This window comes from Calothrix rhizosoleniae SC01 (genome assembly GCF_900185595.1).
Lineage (GTDB): Bacteria > Cyanobacteriota > Cyanobacteriia > Cyanobacteriales > Nostocaceae > Calothrix_A > Calothrix_A rhizosoleniae.
Genome location: NZ_FYBH01000138.1, coordinates 18,139 through 42,806 on the forward strand (window position 1 = coordinate 18,139; position 24,668 = coordinate 42,806).

Below are 24,668 nucleotides of genomic sequence, written 5' to 3' on the forward strand. Positions count from 1 at the left end.
GAGAGTTACAACTGTGGATATATTAGAAACATTTCAAAAAGGTGGTCCTGCAATGTGGCCCCTGTTAGCCCTATCAATTTTATCTTTGAGCGTTATTTTTGAAAGATTGTGGTTTTGGTTACGCATTTTAAGTCAAGAGAGGGCAACGGTTGATCGCGTTTTGGAAGCAGCTGAAGATCATTGGGAAATCGCTAAAGATATAGCTAAACGGGCAACAGATCAACCTATTGGTAGATTTCTTTATGCTCCTTTAAAGCTATCATCTAAAGATGCAGAAACTTTCCGACTAGCATTAGAGTCTACAGCCGAAGAGGAGTTAGCTGGAATGCGCCGGGGGGAAAAGCTATTAGAAGTAGTGATTGCTTTATCTCCTCTCTTAGGATTATTAGGTACAGTTTTAGGTCTAATTACTTCTTTGCGTGCCATCCGGATTGGGGATTTGGGTACTCAAGCTGCTGCGGGGGTAACTACTGGAATTGGGGAATCTCTGATTAGTACTGCTGCAGGGCTAGTTGTAGCTATCTTCACTTTGGTATTTTATCGTTTATTCCAAAGTTTTGTGTTTAACCAAGTTAAAGTTTTTCGCAGAGCCGGTAACGAGTTAGAATTGCAGTATAGACAATCACCACCAGAATATCGCAATAGTAGAGAGACAAATGCTTTTGGGGTCAACCCTCAACAATCTACCACCAAAGAGATGGATGTTTCTGATGTTATGACCACAGAATCTACAGAAAATCAATTTATTAATTACAGCGAACAAAATCCAAACAACTTGTCTGAGAACAGGGAAGAAGAAGATTCTGATACCTTAGGGCTTGATAATTAATCAGAAATTAAATCTTGATATACGGTGTGAGAGGGAAATCATGAAAATTAATCTGCAAAATTCTGTTGAAGGCGTACAAATTCAAGTTCTTCCTCTAATTGATGTTGTTTTTTGTATACTCACATTTTTTTTACTAGCAGCCTTGCAATTTACTCGTCAACAAGCAATTAATATAGACTTACCCAAAGCAAAAACAGGAACTTCTGCTCAGGTTAATTTAGAACCAAATAAACGCAATATCTTACCTGTCTCCATAGACGCAATTGGTCAGACCTTTGTGGAAAAAGAGCCTGTGAATAAAGAAAAGTTAGCAAACAAATTAAAACAATATCTGGAACAAAATCCTCAAGGCGTATTAGTATTAAATGCTTCTCGTTCTGCTACGTACAATGATGTGATTGAAACATTAGATATATTAAGGGAAGTTGGAGGCGGGCGCGTCGCTTTGGGAATAATTCCTGGTCCTGCAGGAGCTACTAATAACTCTCCATCTAATACACCTATACCAAATAATCCTACTCCAAACAATCTGTCCCCAGATAGCTCCAATTTCAATTTACCACCATTAAATAATCAAGCTCCCGTACCACCAACTGCACCTAGTCAACCCCAAAAAGTCCCAGTCAATCCAAAACCTGGAAGTTGAAGGGCAAAGAGTAGGTGACTAGGGAACAGGGGAGATGAGGGAATAAGGAGCCAAAACACATCACCCCATCATCCCCTTGCTCCCCCTTGCTCCATTTCTCCCTGAATATTGCAAACATAAAGATATATAAAATAAATTTCCCTTATAAATGAAATTCCTGCTAAGTTACGGGTAAATACTAAAGTTGTAGCGATCGCCAAATTTTCCTTAACTGATCCTGACTGACTACTGTTTTTTTAACGAACAATAATATCTAAGGTAGTTCTTGTTCACCAGTTAATTAGGAATCACAGATAAAGGGATTTATGGCAGTTCAGAATGTACTAAAGTCGATGCCATCAACTTAGTATCTGAATACGTTATTTAATTTTTGATGACGTAGTATTTTGTAAATAGTCATTCAAGTTTCAGGGGTTTTGGCTAATGAATATTGGAGCCTTGTTAATCGCCTGGGTTGTAACAGCTGTCAGTCTATACATTATTAGCAAATTACCTTTGGGAGTAGAAATTGATTCTCCAGGTAAAGCCTTTATTTCGGCAGCTGTATTGGGAATTGTTACCGCATTCGTCAGACCAGCTTTAAAATTATTTTTTTCAATTCCCAACCTGGTTACTTTTGATTTGTTGTCAAGTTTGTTCACATTTATTATTGCTGTAGTCTGTTTTGGTCTTGCTGCTTGGTTAGTTGAAGGATTTCGTCTCCGATTTGGTATTTGGAGCGCCATTATGGGGGCGTTTGCGCTCTCTTTGATCAGTGGTTTAATTTACAAATTACTGGGAGTCTAGCTAGAAAATGGAGTTTAGGTGTTAGGGGTTGGGGAATAGGGAAGAAGTATTTTCATCTTTGGTTGTGTACAAAAGTATATGAGAGACTAGCTGGAAAATGGGGAGTGGGGAATCGGGAATCCGGATTCGGTCAGAGGTGTTCTTACTCTTGTTTGTGTGCAAACTCTGAAGCGGGTTCAGTCTCAGGTACGGTGAAGATGCTTTCTGAGGGTAAAACCATTGGGTTCCCTATGACGAAAGAATCCCACGGTTGATCGCCTAGCGTAACCGTGGGAGTGTCAAGAATTGTGATTTCTTAACCCCTCACTCCCAGTTATTCGTTCTCAGATGGTGGGGGAACTGCTGCACTATCTGATGTTTGATTGCGTTGTTCCCGTTTTTTGCGATCAGCAGCCACCATATCCGCCATGACAATTAGAGCTTGGGTCATTTTATCTAGATTGGAGCGATATAACTCCAAATCTTTGGTGAGCTTATCATCAGATATACTCAAGCCATCCCCAATAGTTTTAAGTGTTTCATTCAGCTGCTTTTCATCTTTAACGAATTCTGGATCGGCAGATTCTAATAAACTATACAAACCAATGGCAAATAAACGGCTGTATTTAAAGTTGGAATTATTGGCGATCGCTTGTAAAGTATTTTGCAGTTCAGTATCTCTATCTAAATGAGTGCTTTGACTTAACCAGCTAATTAAATCGGCAATAGGCAAATCATTCGCCACAGCTTGCAAGCGTTGAGCATCTTGTTGATAAGTATCTGGATTTACCTCCACAGCCTTGAGAAGGGAATTAAAAATGGACTCTTTATCCTGTTCTGGCTGATAACCTGCCATAAAACGCTCAAAGGTGGTGACTACGCCCAAAGCATAAATTGGGTTGTAGTTAAAATCTACATTAACAGACAGCAGATGCATTTCTACCATCAACTCTTCTACTACCCGGCGATAAATTGTATTTATCGGTCGGGAATGAAGGGTGTAGAAGGTTCGTTTCGTATCAGAGACAGTACGGACGTTATTCACAAATTTTTTCAGGGCAATGTAATTTTATTCTCTCGTTTCCAGTCAACTTTGCCAAGTTGAGGTTGGAGGTAAATAGCAATAGTTCGATATTTAGAATAACTGATCGGACTGCCCAATAGGTGCAAAACTTTTTTCTATGTGGGTGAAGTTTCCTAAATTGTATCCTGCTTTAAGGCATTACCTGCCCATCAGGATATATAGCACTACGTAATCAGGGAGCGGACATTGTTGAATCCCCAAACCTATGCTAATTAAAGCAAGGAAAATAATGGACTTAGCAACCGGTTCCTATTTCTTCCCAGCTGATTAACTCGGCAAATTTGCCCCGTCGTAATTTTTTCTCAACACTTGAATAATGAAACTGAAGTTTATTCTTAGTCTTGGTATATTATAAGAATGAGTCTCATTCTCATGAAATTACAATTTATTGATACTTAATATCATTAGACTAAATGTATAAATTACACCTTAGATTAAAAATTTAGGATTTCTGTTCAAAATAGCTAAGGAGAATGGCGGAAATAATTTTATCAAGAACAAGAGCGTAAGCCTTGTTCCCTAATAATTTCAATTATGTCCACCTCCTGATAAATGTCATAAGAACATTATTTTTTATCAAAATCACTTGCTAAAGACTAGAAAACAGTTGAGAATACCTAAATAATAAATTTGCAGGATAAAAGCAAGAAAGTAGTGTGAGAGAGATGATGAAATATTTATGGGATGGAATGCTTATTAGTTCCACAGCAGTAGGGATGGCCTTCTCTGTGGGGATTATGGGTGCTGTGGCAAAAGAAGTCCCAACTTCCACAGACATGAGAGGAAGTGCACCTCAAAACAAAAGTCAGGGACAGAAAATAGCTCAAGTAACTTCCGTATCTCAGTTGTCAGACGTACAGCCTACAGACTGGGCATTTCAAGCCTTGCAATCCTTGGTAGAAAGATATGGTTGCATTGCAGGGTATCCCAATGGCACTTATCGTGGCAATCGAGCCATGACGCGGTATGAGTTCGCGGCGGGTTTAAATGCTTGTTTGGAGAGGGTAAATGAACTAATTGCCACTGCAACAGCAGATTTAGTCACCAAAGAAGATTTAGCCACATTACAAAGATTACAAGAAGAATTTTCGGCGGAATTAGCCACATTAAGGGGACGTGTGGATTCCTTAGAAGCGAGAACCGCAGAATTAGAAGCAAATCAATTTTCCACCACCACCAAGCTGCAAGGAGAGGTGGTTGCAGCTTTCACCGATGTACTGTCAGGGGATACCAATAATAGTGATAATACGACTTTTGCGGCTCGGACTCGCATCGAGTTTGTCACCAGCTTCACAGGAAAAGACACTTTATTTACTAGGTTAGCAGCGAATAATATTGTTGATCCAGACATTGGGACTCCAGAAGGGAGTTTTTCCTTCGCTGGAGAGGATGGTAATACAGATATTGGTTTAGATGCCTTGTATTATCAATTTCCCCTAGGTGAAGCCACTCAGATAATTGCGATCGCCACTGGCGGTGCAGCAGATGACGTTGCAGACACAGTCAATATTTTTGATGGAGACGGTGGGGCTGGTGCTTTATCTAACTTTGGTACCAGAAATTCCATTTACTATCAAATGGATGGTGCTGGTGTGGGGGTAACTCGGCAATTCGGTGAGCGATTGGAATTGAGTTTGGGATATTTGGCAAACTCTCCTAACGATCCCAGTGATGGTAATGGCTTGTTTAATGGTGGTTACGGTGCTTTAGCCCAACTGACCTTTAAACCGAGCGATCGCTTGACCATTGGTCTAACTTATATTAATGCTTACAACCAGGAATTAACTACAGGTAGCAACCGGGCAAATCCTCGGACATTTTTAGGGGGAATTGTACAAAATATCACGAATAGTGCAGATACTGTTTCGATTCCCGTTTCCAGCAATTCCTATGGCATAGAAGCATCTTTTAAACTGAGTGATCAATTTGTCCTCGGGGGATGGGTTGGTTATACCAATGCACAAAATCTTTCCACCAGAGGTGGTGTAATTGATCGAGGAGATGCGGATATATGGAACTGGGCTGTGACCCTGGGATTTCCCGACCTGGGTAAAAAAGGTAACTTAGCTGGCATAATTGTGGGCATGGAGCCAAAAGTCACAAATTCGAGTATTAATGAAATTGACGAAGATGATGATACTTCTCTACACATCGAAGCCTTTTACCAGTATCAGATTAATGACAACATAGCCATTACTCCAGGAGTAATTTGGCTGACAGCACCAGACCATAATAGCGATAACGATGATGTTGTTATGGGTGTCCTCAGAACCACCTTCAGCTTTTAAATCAATCTAGCCTGGGGATGAGGGAGTGGGAGAGTGGAAGAGTGAGGGAGTGAGGGAGTGAGGGTTGATGGTTGACGGTTGATGGTTGGGAGTTAAGATTTTTTATCTTTACACTCCTTCCCTCTTCCCCTCTTTCCCTCCTTCTCTCTTTCCCGTCTTCCCACACTCCCCCTGCTCCCTGCTCCCTGCTCCCCTGCCTCTTCAGTCCTCTTTCTCTCTTCCTCAAAGATAGTTACTTCATTAAGAAATTCTATAAATTGGCATTGAATGCTGATGATAATCTTATTTTTCTGTTTATTGTTCTAGTGACAAACTAAATAACTAATAACTAATGACTAATTATTCCTTTTGAAGGGTACAATGAATGCCGATTGTCTTCCAAAAAATTAAAGCTTCATGATTTCCAGTAATGACTTTCGACCTGGTGTCTCAATTGTAATCGATGGATCTGTATGGCGTGTAGTGGAATTTCTCCACGTCAAACCAGGAAAAGGAGCCGCCTTTGTGCGGACAAAGTTAAAAAATGTCCAGACAGGGAACGTGGTGGAAAAAACCTTCCGGGCTGGAGAGACGGTTCCACAAGCGACTCTAGAAAAAATTGTCATGCAACATACCTATAAAGAAGGAGATGATTTCGTCTTTATGGATATGGAAACCTATGAAGAAAGTAGATTGACTAAGGCACAGATTGGCGATCGCGTCAAATATATCAAAGAAGGGATGGAAGCTAATGTTGTTCGTTGGGAAGACCAGATATTGGAAGTAGAATTACCAAATTCCGTAGTTCTAGAAGTTATAGAAACAGATCCTGGTGTTAAAGGTGATACTGCTACAGGTGGCAACAAACCTGCTGTGGTAGAAACAGGAGCTCAAGTAATGGTTCCTTTATTTATCTCCAAAGGAGAACGCATTAAAATCGATACCCGTAACGATACTTACCTTGGTCGGGAAAAGGACTAGATTTGCATCTTGGTTCCGAGATATCAATTTTCTTTATTCTCAAAAGAACTAAGCAGAAATTTGGCTTATTACCTGTACCCAAATAAGTTAGCTGCACAGAGTAAGCATCAGGAAAGATTCAACTTGACTTGTTGCTTGCCAGTGCGGGAGTGGAAAACACACTCCTTAGAGAACCTCAACTAATACACAGAGGGTTATTCTCTCTTGATCCATTTTCCGTTCTACAATTTGTAGATAAATTTATTTAATACATACATTTCATGAGGTCATAAAAACAGTGTCATTCGACTTTAATGAAATTCGCCAACTACTGGTCACTATTGCAAATACTGATATTGCAGAATTAATCCTTAAAGGTGATGACTTTGAAATTACAGTTCGCAAAACTGTGACTTCCCATCACCCACAACAGTCAATATCACAATCCCCGTTAACTAGTGTGGTAGGTTCGGGTATTCCAGTTTCTCCAGGAACTTCTATACCCACCTCAGATACCGGCAATGGTTTAGATGCAGATAAGGTCAGTAATGGCGCTAATCAGCCATCATCAGCTAGCTCTAATAATGCAAAATTAGTTGAAGTCCCATCCCCTATGGTGGGAACCTTTTATCGTGCTCCAGCACCAGGAGAATCAGCATTTGTAGAAGTGGGCGATCGGGTGCGTAGCGATCAAACAGTATGCATCATCGAAGCGATGAAACTGATGAACGAAATTGAAGCTGAAGTATCCGGACAAGTAATGGAAATTTTGGTAGAAAATGGCGAAGCCGTAGAATATGGTCAACCTTTGATGCGAATAAACCCCGATTAAGTATTAATCTATATATACAGACACCTAGTCACTTAAAAGATGTCAGTTCTTGCGGATTAATCCTAATGAAACAAGCGTTGCCTGTACCAACAGAAGTGGTGCAACAAGTTGCGGAATATTTTAGCCTGCTAAGTGAGCCCATGCGCTTAAGGCTGTTGCATCTACTACGAGATGAAGAAAAATGCGTACAAGAGTTGGTAGAGGCAACACAAACGTCTCAGGCTAACGTCTCTAAGCATTTAAAAGTCATGTGGCAAGCAGGTATCCTCAGTAGACGTAGTGAAGGCACTTCTGCTTACTACCGAGTGGAGGATGAAATGATTTTTGAATTATGCAACCAGGTTTGCGATCGCTTGGCTAGTAGATTGGAAAAACAGGCTCGCAATTTTCGGATTTTGAATAGCAGGAACTAGGGTGTGTATTAAAACTCGATAATGTTGGGTTTCGTCCCTCAACCCAACCTACGCCTCACCATTCCTTAATTATGAGTGGTATATTCATTGCCGGAAATCACCTTAAAACTAGGCTTTGAACTAAGGCAAATTTTCGTTACTGCATCTACACTTCCCATGTCTCTACCAAAAATGTCCAAACATAGCTGGCAAAATCATCGTCGTATTGCTTTTCTTTATGCCGTACCCATTGGATTATTAGGTGGGTTAATGGGCTTGGGAGGTGCGGAATTTAGATTACCAGTATTGGTCGGTTCCCTCAAATATTCAGCTCGAGAAGCGATTTATCTCAATTTAGCTGTCAGTTTGGTCACCATAGCTGCGGCTATACCCATTCGAGGGACAACCCTTTCTTTTACACCCGTCATACCATTTTTACCTGCTGTTTTATCTTTGATTGTAGGGGCAGTAATTACAGCTTTTGTGGGAACTGCGATCGCTCATAGGTTATCTAATCGCCAATTGGAGCAAATTATTTTATATTTGTTGGTAATAATTGGCACAACTTTAATTATTGAGGGATTTTTACCCACAGAAATAACAGCACTGTTACCCAATATCCTCGGATTATGGTTAATTGCGGGAGTTGGCTTTGGACTGCTGATTGGACTAGTCAGTAGTTTATTGGGGGTAGCTGGGGGAGAGATAATTATTCCCACATTAATTTTTGCCTTTGGTGCGGATGTCAAAACAGCAGGAACATCAGCATTATTAATCAGTTTACCTACGGTATTAGTAGGAGTGTTGAGATATGCCAGCAAGGGAGTATTTCGGATTCCCGTAGCAGCTCCTCTAGATTATAGTCATCCCCTGAAGAATACTGTTTTACCAATGGGTATAGGTTCTGCAATTGGTGCTTTATTAGGTGGGTTAATGGTAGGAGTTGTACCCGGACAAATTTTAAAAGTAGTTTTGGGTATAATCTTGATTATTTCAGCAGTGCGGGTATTTTTTCACCAAAAAAGATCATCACATTGAAACAACCATGTCAGTTTGATCGATGAGTTCTCAAGTAATCTTAATCTAACAGGACTATTCCATCTGTTAGAGCATCAAGATCTATGTGTCAACTCCTAGGAATGAACTGTAATGTACCCACAGATATTTGTTTCTCTTTTGAAGGCTTTGCAGCACGAGGCGGTAAAACTGATGACCATAAAGATGGTTGGGGTATTACTTTCTTTGAAGGTAAGGGTTGTCGAATGTTTGTGGATGCCAAACCTTCCGTTAAATCGCCAATAGCAGAGTTGGTGCGAAACTACCCCATCCACTCTACCCATGTAATTGCCCATATTCGTAAAGCCACCCAAGGGGAAATTTCCCTAGAAAATTGCCATCCTTTTCGTCGAGAAATTTGGGGTAGATATTGGGTATTTGCTCACAATGGGGATTTACCCAGTTTCCATCTGCCGAAAATGGAATTTTATCAGCCAGTAGGTACCACAGATAGTGAACAAGCTTTTTGTTTAATTTTGGAAACTTTGCGGCAACAATTTCCCCAAGAAAAGCCAACTCTCAAAGAGCTTTACCCAATCCTAAGAGAAATTACTGATAAAATTTCATCTCAAGGTACTTTTAACTACTTAATTTCTGATGGGGAATACTTTTTTGCCCATTGTTCCACCAAGCTTTGTTATATTGTTCGCCAAGCCCCATTTGCTGCTGCTCACTTGATTGATCAAGATGTGACTGTAGATTTTAATGAGTTAACCACACAGAGCGATCGCGTTGCTATAATTGCCACTACTCCCCTGACTGATAACGAAGTTTGGACAATTATTCCAGAGGGAAAGTTACTCGCATTTCAGGATGGTTTACCCTTAGATTTATCGTGAGAACCTGGAAATATAGCAATTATTTATTACTTGTTACTTGAAATCTTTTCTCCCATTGCTCATGATTGGTTTTCGCTTCTTGAATAATAGGTGATGCAGCAATTAAGTTATTCACTAACCAATTGACAAGAGAAAGGGGAAAACGTAAAGGTCTAGCAATATCTAGAAATAAAACCACACGATAATCATCTGTCTCGTTCCAAGCTTCATGGTAGAAAGTATCGTCAAACATTAAACTTTTGCCTTCTTCCCAATAAGCAACTTTATCAGCAATACGAATTCGACAAGCAGATTGGGGTTCTGGAATCATTAAACCCAAGTGATAGCGAATTATACCTTTATGCTTACCTCGATGTTCAGGAATATGCTTCCCTGGAGCGAGGATAGAAAAAAATGCTACCTTCATTCCCGGAATTTTTTCTAAGAGCTTTGTTGTCTGGGGACATCTTTGACAATTGTTAGTGGCTTTAAAGCCAAAAGCATAGAAAAAATAGGTTTTCCAGAGATTATCATTGGCAATGCGATACTGTCTTTTAGAAATATCTTGAAAGTTGGGTAATTCGTCCACATCCTGAAGCACTTGTTCTAATTCTTGACGAATCACCGTCCAATTAGCTTCTAGTTCCTGCGTCCAAGGAAATTGTTGAGGATCAAAAAAAGCGGAGTCACCAATTAAAGAATATTTACCAACTAAATTTTCTAGCCAAGCATCTTTGAGTACAGTTTTTTCTAAATTTTTAACAACGATATCAATTAAGTTTTTCATTCTCTATTTAACTAATTAAATTGAATATTGCTTGCGGTAATGGCATCCACAATGGAATTAGTAAACATACCATAAGATAAGTATTAAATTGCTTTTGCTCATTCATTGAACATTGAGCTAAACCAAGTATACATAGCATGGCTGCAAAACTATATACAGGTATAAGAGGGTAGGTTGTAACAATAAATAAAATCAGTAACCAATCTCGATTTTTACCCAACCACTTTGGTATGGAAGAGAGAAAAGCCATACTAATTACACCCTCAATCAATAAAGTCCAGTAGGAAAAAACTAAGCTCAGGTAACTCATCAATGGACTAGTTATGAGTTTTACTTCCTCGTTGATTACGCCATTAGCTTGCATGGATGCAAATGCTTGACGATTAGTTGTTAAAACCTCTGAATCTAATCCTCCTAACAGAGATGCTCCCATCTCCAATCTTTTATCTAGTAAAAATGTTGCGTGTAAAAAAGAACCATCTAAATACTCCCCAGAGATAAATTTCCAGACTGTTGACAAAAAGAAACATAAACCAAGCAAGAGTTTAGCATTCCACATCATAATTTGCTCTGGCTTGGAGCTATAAATTGCTAATAGACAAACCAAACACCAATAAGTAATTAGATATTCGTGGTTAACATAAAGGAACCAAAACCTGATGTTATTAATGATTAAAACTGTACAAAGAGCCAACCACATGAATCTTTGAATCAGCAAATTCGGGATAAAAAGCATTAAGGCACTGAAAATTTTTTCGGGCAATCTTGATAATGTAAATTCATCAGGTCCATGTAACAATACTAATAGTAATGTTAATCGCAGTATCAACAGGTATTTCGGTTGCTCTATCAGTTTCGTAAAAGCTTGGCGAAAACTATCAATAACCTGAGAAATCATCTTTTTTAGCCTCCACCCCTGGACTCAAAACTTTATATCGGATGCTACTGTTTTCTCGGTCATGATGCAATCGCCAAACTTGAATCTTGACTTTTTGCAGATTTTTAAGTGATGGTTGTTTAGCTCCTTGATTCTCAAACTTATTTAATTGGGAACCCAATAATTTGTCAGCTACTGTTTCCAGCAAATATGTTGTGGGAAAAGTCCTAATTAAAATCAAATCTTGATCTGAAAACAGATTTTTGAGAGATTTGGAGTCAATCTTGATTAATTTGCCTCGATTATCTGTTCCCAAAACCTGAATCAAGCGTCTCTCATCCCTATCTACAGAGGAAAACATACCCCAGCCTCCTCCATGCCAAGGACTTAATCCTACGGTGTGGGCAAGTACCATTTGTCGTATCGTAACCAAGATTAATAAAAGTGGTATAGCCCATTTTTGTACAAGCGAAACTGCTAAGGATTTATGTATCATCGCGGAACTCAGGAATAGAGAAGACAAGGGAGTGTGGGGAGTGTGGGGAGTGATGGAGTATGGGAGTGATGGGAAGATGAGTATAAATTACTCTTCTTCCCTCCTTCCCTTCTCCGCTCTTTCCCTCTTCCCTTCCTCTCCTCTTGCCCATTTTCCCACACTCCCTCCTCTCACCTAACCAAGGATTGTGGCATTACTGAATCGATGTTCTAGCTATTAACCTCTCAGTCCTTGCTCATACAGTATTACGTTCTTGGTTTAGGGAAAATTTTCTACCTTTTCCTGTGGGAAAAAAATGATATCCTAATTTAGATATTTAATGCTATACCAAGGCATCTTCATCCATAGGTAACCTAATTTCCTGTTGTACTGTCAGTCCAGCCAGAAATTGGCGATTTTCACTGATATGAGGGAATTTTAACTGGGAAGCAGGTATTCCTTTTTGTAAAAGGCGCTGACGAAGTTGAGCAAAACTTCCAGGTGCTAAAATCCGCAATCTAGGGGATGGAACCCGACGAGTTTGTCGCTTATCTTCATAAGATATGTTCGCTTGTTTTAATTTTTGGTCAAACTGAGCTAAAAATTCCTGGGGATTGTTGAGGGTGTAACCAGGAACTAGCTCAATATTTAATAAGTAATGGGCTGGAACCTCTTGCTCTGAGAGAGTAATACAGAAATTCTCTAGGGGTAATTCAAAATCCTGTTGTAATTGCTGCATGACTTGGGTGGCATGAAATTCGTTGGTTTTCTCTGTTGTGGAAGATAACAATCCTCCTACTCGATGACGGAAACTCAACAGAGGTGTCTGATGATAAAAACCTACCACCTCAACCACATCGCCAATATCATAACGGTAAAAACCATTATAGTTTGTTACCAGAATCCGGTAATATTGCCCTACTTCTACCTCCTGGGGTAAAAGGGTTTTGGGTTGATCCACATCCCATTGATCTGGAGGAATAAATTCAAAAAATCCAGTATCAATTGATAAAACGGCACCGTCATGGTTAAAGTCCTGATAAATACCAAACGTCGCTTCCGCAGAGGCATAAACACCGCCAAATATGGGAGTATCGCCAAAGTAACGGGGAAAGCGTTCAAAATAAAAATTTGAGGTACCACCACGGGCTGTAGTTATACAGCTGAGATTTTGCCATGCTAGATGAGGGGTAAGTTTGCCTTCACTGTGCAAAATTTCCTCAAGTTTCCTTGCTCGGTTTGGCTGTGCTGAAAATTGCCGTTGTAGTTGTGTTCTTAGTTCTGGTTCTAGTTGCAGGTTGGATGTAATTTCCCCTGTTTTTAAGTCGTGGATCAACTCTTCTGCATAGGATTCCAAATATTGAGCTAACTGTAAACCCAGCACGGGAAAATTAGCCCCAATTATCCTCATATTGGGATTACTTAAGGCAAACAGCAAACACATGTAATGACGAGTGTGGGAATCTGCTGGTAATAGAGCTTGGTAGGGATGAGCAAAAACTTGTTTGTAAAGGAGTTGATTTAAGCGTAAGTCACCAACACTCACAGGACCATAGGGAATACCAGCACTACTTCGCCCCATTAATTGTACTGAACTGGTCAGTAGCATTTTACCAAGTGACGAACCACGCCTTTGGGCAGCATCCGCAGCAAATCCAATACATACCTGATTAGCACGACTTAAAACTTGGCGTGATTTATTTGTCACAGGAATTAACTTCTGTTTACCCGTAGAACCACTGGTAAGATTGATATAGACAACTGGATCGGGTGTAAGAACATTACTTTCCCCAGCAGCAATTCGCTCAACATATGGTTCATAACTACTGTAAGGTAATATTGGTATTCTATTTTGGAATTGCTCGATGGTTTTAATATCCCTTAACCTATATTTTTGACCCAGTTCTGTCCCTTGATAAGCTTGAAGTAGCGATCGCAAAAATCGCTCTTGAAAAACATCTACTTGGCGCGTTTTGCGGATAAAATTTGCCTTCGCAATTTTTGCCACATTTGTCAATAGTGGTAATACTAAATTTGCCATTACTCCTCACAACAGTTAAAAGTTAAAAAAAGTTAGAACTACGATACTAGGTTTTTTTGCTAACACAATTAAAATTTATGGTAACAAAAGACAACATTGTTATTCCTATTCACGGGTTGAGTGGATGTATCTGACTTTTCACGGTATGTGGAAAAGTCAGAGAGTGTGGGAGAAATAAGTTTTAATTACCCTTTGAGTGTTAGATTACATCTGACGTAAATCACGTATTACTCAAAGGTTATGACCACTTTCAGGTTATTCACAGATTGCAATATAAAAAGATGGGATTTCCCCATTACTTAACACCCAAACCCCAAAACCTGTCTCAATTTCAAGCTTCTGCCTCCTACACCTTACACCCTATCCCCTACCCCCTTTTTAGCACTTCCCATAAAAAGTCAGGTGGATGTATCGGGGAACTCACAGTTATACTGCTCATCTAGATATTTAGATTCTTTAACTAGTTTTAATGGTGTCTATTGCTCGCAAAAATCTTTTAGTCGATATTCCTCGCTTTCTAGTGGCACAGGCAGGAATTATGTTTGCTGTTAGCCTTGTTACTATCCAAACCGGGATATTTCAGGGAGTAATTCGTTCTACTGTATCATTAATAGCAAATTCTCCTGCTGATATTTGGGTTAGTTCACAACAAATAGTACATCTGGAGTTAACAGAACCCATTTTGTTTGATAATGTTGTCAAAGCTAGAACAGTCAAGGGAGTAGAGCAGGCAGATGCCTTAATCAGAGGCAGTGTAAGATGGCTAGTTCCCAATGGAAATTTAACAATAGTCAAGGTATTTGGATTCAATCCCAGTAAGAGATTGTTTACACCAGGTAAACTGGCTCAGGGTAGTATCAGCGACCTCAAAAATCCCTACACCGTGATTGTAGATAAAACTAAATTAAACTCTCTCCAGGTGAGAAAAATTGGCGATCGCGCGAAAATTGGTTCACTATCCGCTCAGGTAGTGGGTATTACCCAAAATTCTCAATCTGTAGTTTCTGGTTCATTTATATTTGCTTCCCTAGAAACAGCCAACGCCTATATTAATTCTCGCATTACCTCCAGCGTCAACTGTAAATTGCAGGCAGAAGAATTTAAATGCACTAATATTTATGAAAAAGTCGATCCGGCTTTACAAACTAGTAAACCACCTGCATCTGTTCCCGAACCTTTGGGTTTAAATAGTCCCATCTCCTTTGTGTTAGTTAAAGCCAAGCCAGGTGAGGATATCCAAAAACTGAAAAAGCGACTAAGAAAATTTTTGCCGGGAACTAGTGTTTTCACTAAGACTGAAATGGTGCAAAAAGTACGAAATTTCTGGGAGAGACGAACCGGAATTGGATTTATTCTCGGCTTGGGTGCAGTGGTAGGAGTCGTTGTGGGAATAGTTATTGTTGGTCAAATTCTTTACTCCTCTGTGTCCGATCATATCAAGGAATTTGGAACTCTCAAAGCGATGGGTGCGTCTAATAGTGTAATATATGGCATCATCTTGGAACAGGCTTTGTGGATGGCTGTGATTGGCTATATTCCGGGAATGTTATTGTGTTGGGGTTTAGGAATATGGACATTAGCTACTCAGGGTATCGTTATACTAATTACACCAACTACTGCTGTTGGTGTTTTTGGTATCACTTTGTTTATGTGTGTGAGTTCGGCTGTATTCGCAATCCAAAAAGTCAACCGAGTAGATCCGGCAATTGTTTTTAAAGCATAGCTACGTTCATGGATCAAAAGTTAACTTTTTATCGATTGACGCAAATATGGAATGAATATCTTCATTAATTATTAATCTTATTCTCATAACCAAAAATTATAAATAGATCTGAGTGATTTAAGTACCATTACCAACCTATAGCAATCTCATGTAATGTTCATTTCGGATTTTAGATTTTATGGCACTACGCAATTATGCTAGGACATTATTGAAGACCCAAACCTATGAGCAGTAAACTTATTACTCCTTCGGAGTTCACCATTTGCTTTATGCCGGGGAACCCCTATGGGTTGCGCCACTTGCTTTATGCCGGGGAACCCCTATGGGTTGCGCCACTTGCTTTATGCCGGGAAACCCGTCCACCGCAATGGCTTACCGTCCACCGCAATGGTTCACTTATTACTTGCCCGTAGCCCTATATATTTTTGATTACCAATTCTGGGAAAACTATATCTGGTATCTGCCGCACCTTGAGGGAAAAACCAACTAAATTTTTGGGGAATAAAAACATTTTGTAATTTAAACCTCTCTACCGCAGTTGCGATGAAGTGGCTTAGATCACAGGATGAATGTCAATTCAGGGGGATTATTCAATCACAGGGCTGCTCCATATTTTAGGTGGTAAGACTGATCACTGATCACTGACAACTAATAAATATTTACTAAAATGACCTCTTCTCAAGTTAGATTGATAAAGAATTCTAGAATTCACAAATGGAAATATTCTCAGTCTATTGATGAATTAACTACAGTGAAAACCTGTGCCATCGCAGCCAGAGACATAAAAATGGTTTATAAATCTGGTCTTGCAAGTTTTGTGGCGCTTAAGGGAATAGACTTAAACATTCCTCAGGGTGCAATTCAATTGTTAATGGGACCATCTGGATCAGGCAAAACAACTTTACTATCAATTTTGGCAGGGATTTTAACTCCCACAAGTGGTAGTGTACATTTGCTAGGTAAAGATATTACTAGCATGTCTAGTAAAAATTTATCTAAATTTAGGCGAGATACCATAGGATTTATATTTCAGGGTTTTAATCTATTTCCCGCATTAACGGCGGCGGAGAACGTAGAAGTAGCATTGAATATTAAAGGCATTAAAGGTAAGCCAGCACGCCAACAATCTCTGAATTTACTAGATAAGGTTGGTTTAGCCGATAAAGCAAATAGCCTACCTGGTAACTTATCTGGAGGACAAAAACAAAGAATTGCCATTGCTCGCGCCTTAGCTGGTAATCCTCCACTGATTATGGCTGATGAACCTACTGCTGCTCTTGATTCCCACAATGGACAACTGGTTATTGATCTATTATGTCAATTGGCAAAGAAAGAAGGGACTACTGTAGTTATTGTCACCCACGATTCTCGCATTAAAAAGTTTGCTGACTATGTTACGGAGATGGAAGATGGGTTGATTAACACTGATTCTATATAATTGTTGACTGCTCCCCTGCCTGAAGACGAGGGGATTCTACAAAGATGCTACGGGACGGGTTAAAACCGCGTCGCTTTGCTTACGATTAAAAGTTTTATATCACTACCACAGCACGTTATGAAATTATTGAAGGGTCAAACCTATGAACAGTAAACTTATTAACTATTACTTATTACTTATTGCTTGAGTCTTTATCGTTCCGGTGTCGGTTTAATATTGTAACCTGAACAATAGGGCAATGTCTGCCAACAAGCCGCGTTGAGTCTACGCTATTGCTTGTATTTTTGTTCTACCCTAGTACCATGACAACAACCAACCAATTCCTCAGCCATCTTAATCCCAGTCAACGCCGTGCTGTTGAGCATTTTTGTGGTCCGTTACTAGTTGTTGCTGGTGCAGGTTCCGGTAAAACGCGGGCATTGACTTATCGAATTGCTAATTTAATTTTGCAACACCGTGTCGATCCAGAAAATATCCTGGCGGTTACTTTTACGAACAAAGCTGCACGGGAGATGAAGGAAAGAATTCAGAAGTTATTTGCTGAACAATTGGCAATGTCTGAATATGGCGAAAAGTTTGAGCTGCTACCAGAGTATGAACAAACTCAACTCAAATCAAGGGTTTGGCGCAATTATATTAAGGAAATGTGGGTGGGTACTTTCCACAGCTTGCTAGCTCGTGTGCTGCGATTTGATGTGGAAAAATATCAAGATGAGAAGGGACGGAAGTGGGATCGTAATTTTTCTATTTTTGATGAGTCTGATGCTCAAAGCTTAGTGAAGGAAATTGTCACTAAGCAATTAAATTTGGATGATAAGAAGTTTGAACCCCGTTCTGTGCGTTATGCCATTAGTAATGCCAAAAACCAAGGCTTTTCCCCTAAAGAATTGGAGTTAGAACGACAGGATTATAAAGGAAGGGTTATTGCTCAAGTCTATGGTCATTATCAAGATAGGCTGGCAGAAAATAATGCTTTAGATTTTGATGATTTAATATTACTACCCACCAGGCTGTTCCAACAAAATGACCAGGTATTAGGCTATTGGCATCGTAAGTTTCGCCATATTCTGGTAGATGAATATCAAGATACTAACCGCACCCAATATGAATTAATCCGCCAATTGGTAACAAATGGGGAACAGAAAAAGAGTAATTGGGATTGGGAACAGCGTTCTGTTTTTGTGGTGGGGGATGCGGATCAATCAATTTATTCCTTTAGGATGGCAGATTTCACCATCTTGTTAGAGTTTCAGCAAGATTTTGGGGATGGGTTGGCAGATGAAGATACCCGCAGTATGGTCAAACTGGAGGAAAATTACCGTTCCTGTGAAAATATTCTCCAAGCTGCAAATGAACTAATTGAGAATAATACTCAACGAATTGATAAAATACTTAAAGCCACTCGGGGAGCTGGGGATTTAATTTATTGCCATAGAGCCGATGATGAGGTGGCTGAGGCTCAGTTTCTAATTAATCAAATTCAGAACCTGGAGAGTCAAAACCCAGAGTTGGATTGGGGTAGTTTTGCCATTCTCTACAGAACCAACGCCCAATCTCGCCCCTTTGAAGATATTCTAGTCCGTCGGGGTATTCCCTATACTGTGGTGGGTGGTTTGAAATTTTACGATCGCAAAGAGATTAAAGATGTGCTGGGTTATTTAAGAGCGATCGCGAATCCATCAGATACGGTCAGCTTATTACGAGTAATTAATACTCCCCGTCGGGGAATTGGTAAAACCACCATTGAAAATTTGCTCAATGCTTCCCAGGAATTGGGTATGCCATTGTGGGAAATACTGAGTGATGAAACATCAGTTAATACATTAGCTGGAAGGGCGGCAAAATCGATCAAGGGTTTTGCTCACATGATTGCTAAGTGGCGAGAGGAAATAACTACCCTACCTGTGAGCCAATTGGTGCAAGATGTCTTAGAAGCATCGGGTTATGTTGATGATTTAAAAAAGCAGGGCACGGAGGAAGCAGAAAACCGCTTGCAGAACGTCCAGGAATTATTTAACGCTGTGTTGCAATTTGAAGAAGAAAATGAAGAGGTAAACTTACAAAATTTCCTGGCTAGTACTGCTCTTAGTTCCGATTTAGATAACTTGAAAGAAGGGGATGCAGCAGTGTCCTTGATGACATTACACGCATCTAAAGGACTGGAATTTCCTGTGGTTTGCGTTGTGGGGTTAGAACAGGGATTATTCCCCAATTACCGTTCCATGAATGATCCTGCTGCCTTAGAGGAAGAACGTCGCTTGTGTTACGTCGGAATTACCCGTGCCCAAGAAAAATTATACCTTTCCCATGCTCGTGAACGCCGCTTGTATGGTTATAGAGAACCTGCCGTGCGATCGCAATTTTTAGGAGAATTACCAGAGGAATTATTGACAACCCAATTCGGTCGGCGCAAAAATTATCCTCAGGGTAATGGTAGCAGAGTAACTCCATCTCACAAAGGTAATAAAGTTGAACCACAGGATTGGCAAGTAGGGAATAAAGTTTTACATAAGACCTTTGGTATCGGTGAAATTACCCACATATTTGGTGGAAATAATAAAATTTCTCTGGCAGTTAAATTTGATAACTTGGGGCAAAAAATTGTTAATCCAGCCCAGCTACAAAGTATGAGTTGAATAACGCTCTGAATGCAGGAGAGCAGGGGAGCAGAGAGCGGGAAACAGGGAGCAGGGAGCAGGGAGCAGGGAAAGTCATTTTGATGACAAAAATTGGATAATTTATTTTTTGGAGTTCCCTAATTATTTTTCTTCGTGAATGAAGAGGCTTTATACCAGTTTCCGGCTCGAGCATTACTTATTACTTATTATTTTTTACTTATTACTTAATTGAGCCCGTTGGCGCTTGTAGTGCATATCAGTCTTCAAATTCCTCAGTCATACCGGGATTAATCAGGGTAATATCATATTCACTAGAATCAGTATTTCCTACGGGCCCAGTGTCGTTTTTAAGTAAGTAATAAATAGCTCGTACCTGAGGGCCAAAGACAATTTCGTCTTCGTTTTGCAGATCGTGATTTGCCATCTTGCGCCCGTTAATCATCAAACCATTGACACTATTTTTACCTTTACCATCACCATCAACAATCCGATAATAATAACTTTGGGGATCGCCTTGTTCTACACACTTAATTAATGTAGCATGACGGCGGGAAACAAACTGAGATATGAGGCGAATATCATTATGTCTATCCCTACCAATGGAATAGAGGGGGTGGATGAGGGTAAATTCTTTTCGTCCTTGATCGTCCTCAACGATCAATAGATGGTTGGGATTATTGTCTATTACCATTGAAAAATTATTAATATCTTCACTAAAAAATACCGTTAATCAAAATTTGTTATTTTTTGGAGACAAAGCAGATCTCAAAAAAAATGTGATCTGAGTTGTTACCAACTGCCAGGAGTTGGTAACAATTGACTCTCGACTTAAGTTTAACTGAGATGCAGCACAGATGTCTAAAACTAAATATTAGGGGCGATTCAAGTTTTTCAGTAACAAAGAATTGCTCACAACACTCACAGAACTAAAAGCCATTAATCCAGCAGCACCCCCAGGACTCAGAGCAAAACCCATGCTAGGTAATAAAATTCCTGCGGCTAGGGGAATTCCCAAGGTATTGTAAGCAAATGCCCAAAATAAGTTTTGGCGAATTTTGTTAAATGTAGCTCTACTTAGCTGAATAGATGCTACCACATCAGTTAAGCGATCACTCATTAAAACAATTTCTGCGGTTTCCATTGCCACATCGGTGCCAGATTTTAAGGCAATGCCTACATCAGCTTGAGATAGAGCAGGAGCGTCGTTAATACCGTCTCCCACCATCGCCACGGACATTAAAGATTCCTGGGAGGAAACATTTGTTGCCAGTTTTCCTTGCTGTAGTTCTTGGATGGTAGCAGCTTTTTTGGCAGGGGGTACACCAGCAATGATATCCATACTATTTAATCCCAGTTGGTTGCCAATGGTGTTAGCGACTTCTTGACGATCCCCAGATAGGAGCATGATCCGTAAACCCATGTTTTGTAGCTGTTCTACGGTTGTTTTTGCATCTTTTCTCAAGGGATCGCTAACTGCAATTATTCCTATCAATTGCTCGTCTCTAGCGACACCAACTATGGTTTTGCCCAACTTGGCGAAGACATTAGCTTGTTCCTCTGCGGCTGGAGGAATAGCAATTCCATGCCCTTGTAACCACTTCCAGTTACCCAATAAAACCAAGGAATTATCTACCATTGCAGATACCCCCAATCCTGGTTCAGTATGAAATTCAGTGGCGGTGGGGATCGCTAATTGCTGCTGTTGAGCTGCGGTTTGAATCGCATTTGCTAGAGGATGGGAAGTACCGCTTTCTACGGCTGCAGCTAGTTGGAGTAAGCTATTGGCAGTGAGATTTGCTGATGGTAAAGGTAGGCAATCAGTAACCGTGGGTTTACCAGTTGTCAGGGTTCCTGTTTTATCAAAGACTACCGTATCCAGACGATGAACCTTCTCCAGCACATCACCACCTTTAATTAGTAAACCCCTTTCAGCACCCATTGCTGTACCCACCAAAATTGCTGTGGGTGTAGCAAGTCCTAAAGCACAGGGACAAGCAACAACCATAACAGCGATCGCTAACTTTAAACTTAGTAATAGTCCGGCGTATGTAGTGGGAATTTCCTGGTTTGTTAACCCGAAAGGAGAGAGTTGTTGGTGAGCTATGGGATTGACAATATCTGGCCAAATATGAGTACCGAAAAAGTACCAAAATAGACATGTGAGGATGGAGGCTGTTAACACCCCGTAGGTAAAGTAACCAGCCACCGTATCTGCTAATTTCTGTACAGGAGCTTTGCGGGTTTGGGCTGCTTCCACTAAAGCAATGATATGTGCCAAAGTAGTATCTCCACCAGTGCGAGTAGCTTGAATTGCGATCGCTCCTGATTGATTGATCGTACCAGCAGTCACACCATCCCCTACCTGTTTACTAATAGGTACAGATTCCCCACTCAACATGGATTCATCAATGCTAGTTTGCCCTGACATTACCTCACCATCAACGGGAATCTTCTCTCCTGGTAAAACTTGCAACCATTCCCCTACCTTTACCTGTTCAGCAGGAATTTCCACCATCCCCGCACCTTTCTGAGATGATTGGGGATTAGCAATCAAGCGAGCGATGGGGGGTTGTAATGACATTAATTGCTTAAATGCAGCAGCTGCACGACCCTTTGCTTGTTGTTCCAAGGTTTTTCCCAAGAGAATAAAACCCAGCATCATTACCGGCTCATCAAAAAAGCATTCCCAGCCTATCTGGGGGAATATTAATGCCACCAAGCTCGCGGTATAAGCCGTTAGGGTTCCCAAACCCACTAGACTGTTCATATTGGGTGCATTACGTCGCCAACTTAGCCACCCATCTACCAAAATTGAACGACCCGGAAATAATAATGTTACCGTTGCTAGTCCAAAATGAAACCAAATATTATGCAAAAACATTAAGGACGAACCAGCAATAGTTCCAAAATGCCCAATTAAGGATAAAAATAACAGTACTCCAGCAATAATTAATTTTCGCCATGCAGACTGCATCTGTGTGTGCTGTTGAGTTTCAGAAGTATCTGCCAATATTCTATTTGTAGCTCGGGGTTGACTGGGAAATCCCACAGATGTTAGTTGCTTTGCCAAAGCTTGGGCATCAACTATACCCAGTTCTGACTCCACAACAGCTACTTCTGTTGCTAAATTCACACAAGCATTCCTAACCCCTGGATACTGATTCAGTTGCTTCTCCACTGATTTAACACAGCCAGCACATTTCATTCCCCCAACATCCAAGGTAATTTTTTCTGTATTTACCGTTGGGGTTTTTTCTGTAGGTTCCTTGGTTCTGGGGACAATTTGCATGGGAAATGTTTGATTAGTTACGAAATTTCAGCGCCCAATTAAATGCGCCTCTATTTCGAGGTTAGGCTAAATTCGGGAATAAGACAGGTAGTCAGAGACATTAATTTTTGTGAAGATGTTCATGAACCTGTGGAGTTGTTCCCTTTGCTACCACGCAAATAACTCAGGTAAATTAATACTGTGAATTGTAATGGGATCATTACCATTTCGCCCTGCCAAAAATGATTAATTTCTAAATTAGAGATGGTACTAAAATAGCCACAACTTATGAGAGCTAGGAATACAAGATAAATATACCTCATACCATTTTGGATTTTAGATTTTGGATTTTAGATCGTGAATCATAAGGAAGAAGGAGTTGCTTATAACTTTTCCATCGGGATTTCCTTCATATTGGCTTTTAGACAAATTTCAAAACCAACCTTGCTTATTAGTAAAATAGTTATCTATGAATTCTTCATGGCTCTTATTTAAATAAATAATTCCTTCAACTAAGCCCACAACTTGCATAATCAATAATGTAAATCCATAGGAGAAATAGCCTCCAAGAATAGAGATAATTATTGTTAATATTCCTTCTGCTGTATACCCCAGAATGAATTTATGGATACCAAGACTACCAAAAATAATAGCTCCGTAACCGGCTAAAAGTTGCTTAGCTGCGTAATTAGAGTTGAGATTTGCCATAAAAAATATCTACCACTCGTGGGGAATTTAACAGTTAAAAATATCAGCGACAACAGAATATATGTGAACTAAGATGAACTGTCAATAGCTACATAGCTAGAGCAATGATTCACAATGCTTTAATATATTCTTCTACAACTATGAATTTAAATTATGATGACAATTCTGAATTGAAGTAAATCTGTTCCAAGCGGACTATATAACGCTATACGCAAGTAATAAGTGATAAGTTTACTGCTTATAGGTTTCAGACTTCAAAAATGTCCTAACATAATTGCCTAATGCTATATATTAAGTTTTGAATTTAGATAATTTTCTGAGTAAATTAAATCTGCTACATAGAAATTCAAAGGTTAATACATTATCAGTACTGACACAAAATTTACGTAATTAATTAATGACAAACGATAGAGACATAATCGCCTCCAACTCTGGTATTTCTTCCCTACACGGAGACTGTTGCGAGTAAAGCGCAGTATCCCCGTCGCCATGAAAATTTTCCTCGCATAAGTTCGCATAAGCAAGAAACCCATTATTTTGTAGGTTCCTAGTAGTTTAAACCAACGATTTTACATAAAAATCGGGTTAATATACGTAATTCCTAGCTATATTACTTTTTACATATAAATTAGATAAATCCCGGACTATCAGGGAATCTATTTTGTGTAATTGCAAGATTCTGGCTAAGGAAATTTACTACTAATTTGCATAGGATTTATGAAGGCGGGATGAATAAACCATTCATTATATGAATCATACATGAATGGTAATGGCAGTTTCTGTGGAGGTGATTACCTCTATAATTGAAACCAATATGTTTTAGGTAAGCAGATTGTATGCTATTTATCCAGATGTCGTTGATAAAGAAAGTATTAATTTTTATTGGATTTACAAAGAGAATATAAAGTGACTTGAAGCACACATTCGGAAATTCAGATAATCTTCAATATCCTACTGTGAGTAGCTAAGTTTGATGGCAAGGATTATGATTATTTAGTAACATTGATAATTAAATATTTCCTCGAACTAATCAATCTGGACTGACTATAGAACTATTTAGGTATTACTAGTAACTAAATATAGC

21 protein-coding genes are annotated in these 24,668 nt (G+C 39.7%); 13 read left to right on the forward strand and 8 right to left on the reverse strand.

The annotated features are described in order from the left end of the window. Positions 1-13 precede the first annotated feature (13 nt). From CALSC_RS08340 to CALSC_RS08350, 3 genes are all read left to right on the forward strand, one after another. Positions 14-829, forward strand: a complete 816-nt coding sequence (locus tag CALSC_RS08340; protein WP_088240905.1) for a MotA/TolQ/ExbB proton channel family protein — start codon at positions 14-16, stop codon at positions 827-829. 40 nt (positions 830-869) lie between these two features. Further along, positions 870-1,475, forward strand: a complete 606-nt coding sequence (locus CALSC_RS08345; protein ID WP_088240906.1) for an ExbD/TolR family protein — start codon at positions 870-872, stop codon at positions 1,473-1,475. A gap of 423 nt (positions 1,476-1,898) precedes the next feature. Continuing rightward, positions 1,899-2,261 carry a phage holin family protein gene (locus CALSC_RS08350; RefSeq protein WP_088240907.1) on the forward strand — a complete coding sequence of 121 codons (363 nt, stop codon included), beginning with the start codon at positions 1,899-1,901 and terminating at the stop codon, positions 2,259-2,261. 313 nt (positions 2,262-2,574) lie between these two features. On the opposite strand, the gene psb29 is transcribed toward CALSC_RS08350, so the two are convergent. After that, positions 2,575-3,285 (reverse strand): photosystem II biogenesis protein Psp29, encoded by a 711-nt coding sequence (psb29, locus tag CALSC_RS08355; protein ID WP_088240908.1) that lies wholly within the window; start codon positions 3,283-3,285, stop codon positions 2,575-2,577. Between the two features lie 707 nt (positions 3,286-3,992). Between psb29 and CALSC_RS08360 the strand changes: the two genes are divergently transcribed. From CALSC_RS08360 to CALSC_RS08385, 6 genes are all read left to right on the forward strand, one after another. Next, the gene (locus tag CALSC_RS08360; protein WP_088240909.1) at positions 3,993-5,612 is read left to right on the forward strand and encodes an iron uptake porin; all 1,620 of its coding nucleotides are present in this window, start codon (positions 3,993-3,995) and stop codon (positions 5,610-5,612) included. Positions 5,613-6,008: 396 nt separating this feature from the next. After that, the gene (gene efp, locus CALSC_RS08365; RefSeq protein ID WP_088240910.1) at positions 6,009-6,572 is read left to right on the forward strand and encodes an elongation factor P; all 564 of its coding nucleotides are present in this window, start codon (positions 6,009-6,011) and stop codon (positions 6,570-6,572) included. Positions 6,573-6,849: 277 nt separating this feature from the next. Then, positions 6,850-7,383 (forward strand): acetyl-CoA carboxylase biotin carboxyl carrier protein, encoded by a 534-nt coding sequence (gene accB / locus CALSC_RS08370; RefSeq protein ID WP_088240911.1) that lies wholly within the window; start codon positions 6,850-6,852, stop codon positions 7,381-7,383. A 65-nt stretch (positions 7,384-7,448) separates the two neighbouring features. Next, positions 7,449-7,796, forward strand: a complete 348-nt coding sequence (locus CALSC_RS08375) for an ArsR/SmtB family transcription factor (RefSeq protein WP_088240912.1) — start codon at positions 7,449-7,451, stop codon at positions 7,794-7,796. Positions 7,797-7,871: 75 nt separating this feature from the next. Continuing rightward, positions 7,872-8,813 (forward strand): sulfite exporter TauE/SafE family protein, encoded by a 942-nt coding sequence (locus tag CALSC_RS08380; protein WP_235006725.1) that lies wholly within the window; start codon positions 7,872-7,874, stop codon positions 8,811-8,813. Between the two features lie 83 nt (positions 8,814-8,896). Next, positions 8,897-9,670 carry a class II glutamine amidotransferase gene (locus tag CALSC_RS08385; protein ID WP_088240913.1) on the forward strand — a complete coding sequence of 258 codons (774 nt, stop codon included), beginning with the start codon at positions 8,897-8,899 and terminating at the stop codon, positions 9,668-9,670. 19 nt (positions 9,671-9,689) lie between these two features. On the opposite strand, the gene CALSC_RS08390 is transcribed toward CALSC_RS08385, so the two are convergent. The 4 genes from CALSC_RS08390 to CALSC_RS08405 all read right to left on the reverse strand — a co-directional run bounded on the left by CALSC_RS08390 (position 9,690) and on the right by CALSC_RS08405 (position 13,829). Then, complete coding sequence (locus tag CALSC_RS08390) at positions 9,690-10,436, reverse strand: aspartyl/asparaginyl beta-hydroxylase domain-containing protein (RefSeq protein ID WP_088240914.1); 747 nt, start codon at positions 10,434-10,436, stop codon at positions 9,690-9,692. 7 nt (positions 10,437-10,443) lie between these two features. Then, on the reverse strand, positions 10,444-11,334 hold the full coding sequence (locus CALSC_RS08395) for a hypothetical protein (protein WP_088240915.1): 891 nt from the start codon (positions 11,332-11,334) through the stop codon (positions 10,444-10,446). After that, entirely contained in the window at positions 11,315-11,809 is a 495-nt protein-coding gene (locus CALSC_RS08400) for a hypothetical protein (protein ID WP_159460586.1), read from the reverse strand. Before CALSC_RS08400 ends, CALSC_RS08395 begins: the two co-directional genes overlap by 20 nt. A gap of 322 nt (positions 11,810-12,131) precedes the next feature. Beyond that, a complete protein-coding gene (locus CALSC_RS08405) occupies positions 12,132-13,829 on the reverse strand; it encodes a GH3 auxin-responsive promoter family protein (RefSeq protein WP_088240917.1) in 1,698 nt (565 codons plus the stop codon). A gap of 469 nt (positions 13,830-14,298) precedes the next feature. Between CALSC_RS08405 and CALSC_RS08410 the strand changes: the two genes are divergently transcribed. From CALSC_RS08410 to pcrA, 4 genes are all read left to right on the forward strand, one after another. After that, complete coding sequence (locus tag CALSC_RS08410) at positions 14,299-15,552, forward strand: ABC transporter permease (protein ID WP_088240918.1); 1,254 nt, start codon at positions 14,299-14,301, stop codon at positions 15,550-15,552. Positions 15,553-15,776: 224 nt separating this feature from the next. Next, a complete protein-coding gene (locus CALSC_RS25820; protein WP_143288193.1) occupies positions 15,777-15,965 on the forward strand; it encodes a hypothetical protein in 189 nt (62 codons plus the stop codon). A gap of 254 nt (positions 15,966-16,219) precedes the next feature. Further along, positions 16,220-16,990 (forward strand): ABC transporter ATP-binding protein, encoded by a 771-nt coding sequence (locus CALSC_RS08415; RefSeq protein WP_088240919.1) that lies wholly within the window; start codon positions 16,220-16,222, stop codon positions 16,988-16,990. 302 nt (positions 16,991-17,292) lie between these two features. Further along, positions 17,293-19,626 carry a DNA helicase PcrA gene (gene pcrA, locus CALSC_RS08420; protein ID WP_088240920.1) on the forward strand — a complete coding sequence of 778 codons (2,334 nt, stop codon included), beginning with the start codon at positions 17,293-17,295 and terminating at the stop codon, positions 19,624-19,626. A 238-nt stretch (positions 19,627-19,864) separates the two neighbouring features. Here the strand turns inward: pcrA and CALSC_RS08425 are convergent, their stop codons facing one another. The 3 genes from CALSC_RS08425 to CALSC_RS08435 form a co-directional block, all read right to left on the reverse strand. Next, positions 19,865-20,299 carry an FHA domain-containing protein gene (locus CALSC_RS08425; protein ID WP_088240921.1) on the reverse strand — a complete coding sequence of 145 codons (435 nt, stop codon included), beginning with the start codon at positions 20,297-20,299 and terminating at the stop codon, positions 19,865-19,867. A 180-nt stretch (positions 20,300-20,479) separates the two neighbouring features. Then, positions 20,480-22,897, reverse strand: a complete 2,418-nt coding sequence (locus CALSC_RS08430) for a heavy metal translocating P-type ATPase (protein WP_088240922.1) — start codon at positions 22,895-22,897, stop codon at positions 20,480-20,482. A gap of 411 nt (positions 22,898-23,308) precedes the next feature. Then, entirely contained in the window at positions 23,309-23,584 is a 276-nt protein-coding gene (locus CALSC_RS08435; RefSeq protein ID WP_088240923.1) for a TM2 domain-containing protein, read from the reverse strand. Positions 23,585-24,668 lie beyond the last annotated feature (1,084 nt).

What these genes read in the sequence shown, in the direction of transcription:
- CALSC_RS08345 (WP_088240906.1), top strand. Translation starts at nt 870, where the DNA reads ATGAAAATTAATCTGCAAAATTCTGTTGAAGGCGTACAAATTCAAGTT.
- CALSC_RS08350 (WP_088240907.1), top strand. Translation starts at nt 1,899, where the DNA reads ATGAATATTGGAGCCTTGTTAATCGCCTGGGTTGTAACAGCTGTCAGT.
- CALSC_RS08360 (WP_088240909.1), top strand. Translation starts at nt 3,993, where the DNA reads ATGAAATATTTATGGGATGGAATGCTTATTAGTTCCACAGCAGTAGGG.
- efp (WP_088240910.1), top strand. Translation starts at nt 6,009, where the DNA reads ATGATTTCCAGTAATGACTTTCGACCTGGTGTCTCAATTGTAATCGAT.
- CALSC_RS08375 (WP_088240912.1), top strand. Translation starts at nt 7,449, where the DNA reads ATGAAACAAGCGTTGCCTGTACCAACAGAAGTGGTGCAACAAGTTGCG.
- CALSC_RS08385 (WP_088240913.1), top strand. Translation starts at nt 8,897, where the DNA reads ATGTGTCAACTCCTAGGAATGAACTGTAATGTACCCACAGATATTTGT.
- CALSC_RS08390 (WP_088240914.1), bottom strand. Translation starts at nt 10,436, where the DNA reads ATGAAAAACTTAATTGATATCGTTGTTAAAAATTTAGAAAAAACTGTA.
- CALSC_RS08395 (WP_088240915.1), bottom strand. Translation starts at nt 11,334, where the DNA reads ATGATTTCTCAGGTTATTGATAGTTTTCGCCAAGCTTTTACGAAACTG.
- CALSC_RS08400 (WP_159460586.1), bottom strand. Translation starts at nt 11,809, where the DNA reads ATGATACATAAATCCTTAGCAGTTTCGCTTGTACAAAAATGGGCTATA.
- CALSC_RS08405 (WP_088240917.1), bottom strand. Translation starts at nt 13,829, where the DNA reads ATGGCAAATTTAGTATTACCACTATTGACAAATGTGGCAAAAATTGCG.
- CALSC_RS08410 (WP_088240918.1), top strand. Translation starts at nt 14,299, where the DNA reads ATGGTGTCTATTGCTCGCAAAAATCTTTTAGTCGATATTCCTCGCTTT.
- CALSC_RS25820 (WP_143288193.1), top strand. Translation starts at nt 15,777, where the DNA reads ATGAGCAGTAAACTTATTACTCCTTCGGAGTTCACCATTTGCTTTATG.
- CALSC_RS08415 (WP_088240919.1), top strand. Translation starts at nt 16,220, where the DNA reads ATGACCTCTTCTCAAGTTAGATTGATAAAGAATTCTAGAATTCACAAA.
- pcrA (WP_088240920.1), top strand. Translation starts at nt 17,293, where the DNA reads ATGACAACAACCAACCAATTCCTCAGCCATCTTAATCCCAGTCAACGC.
- CALSC_RS08425 (WP_088240921.1), bottom strand. Translation starts at nt 20,299, where the DNA reads ATGGTAATAGACAATAATCCCAACCATCTATTGATCGTTGAGGACGAT.
- CALSC_RS08430 (WP_088240922.1), bottom strand. Translation starts at nt 22,897, where the DNA reads ATGCAAATTGTCCCCAGAACCAAGGAACCTACAGAAAAAACCCCAACG.
- CALSC_RS08435 (WP_088240923.1), bottom strand. Translation starts at nt 23,584, where the DNA reads ATGGCAAATCTCAACTCTAATTACGCAGCTAAGCAACTTTTAGCCGGT.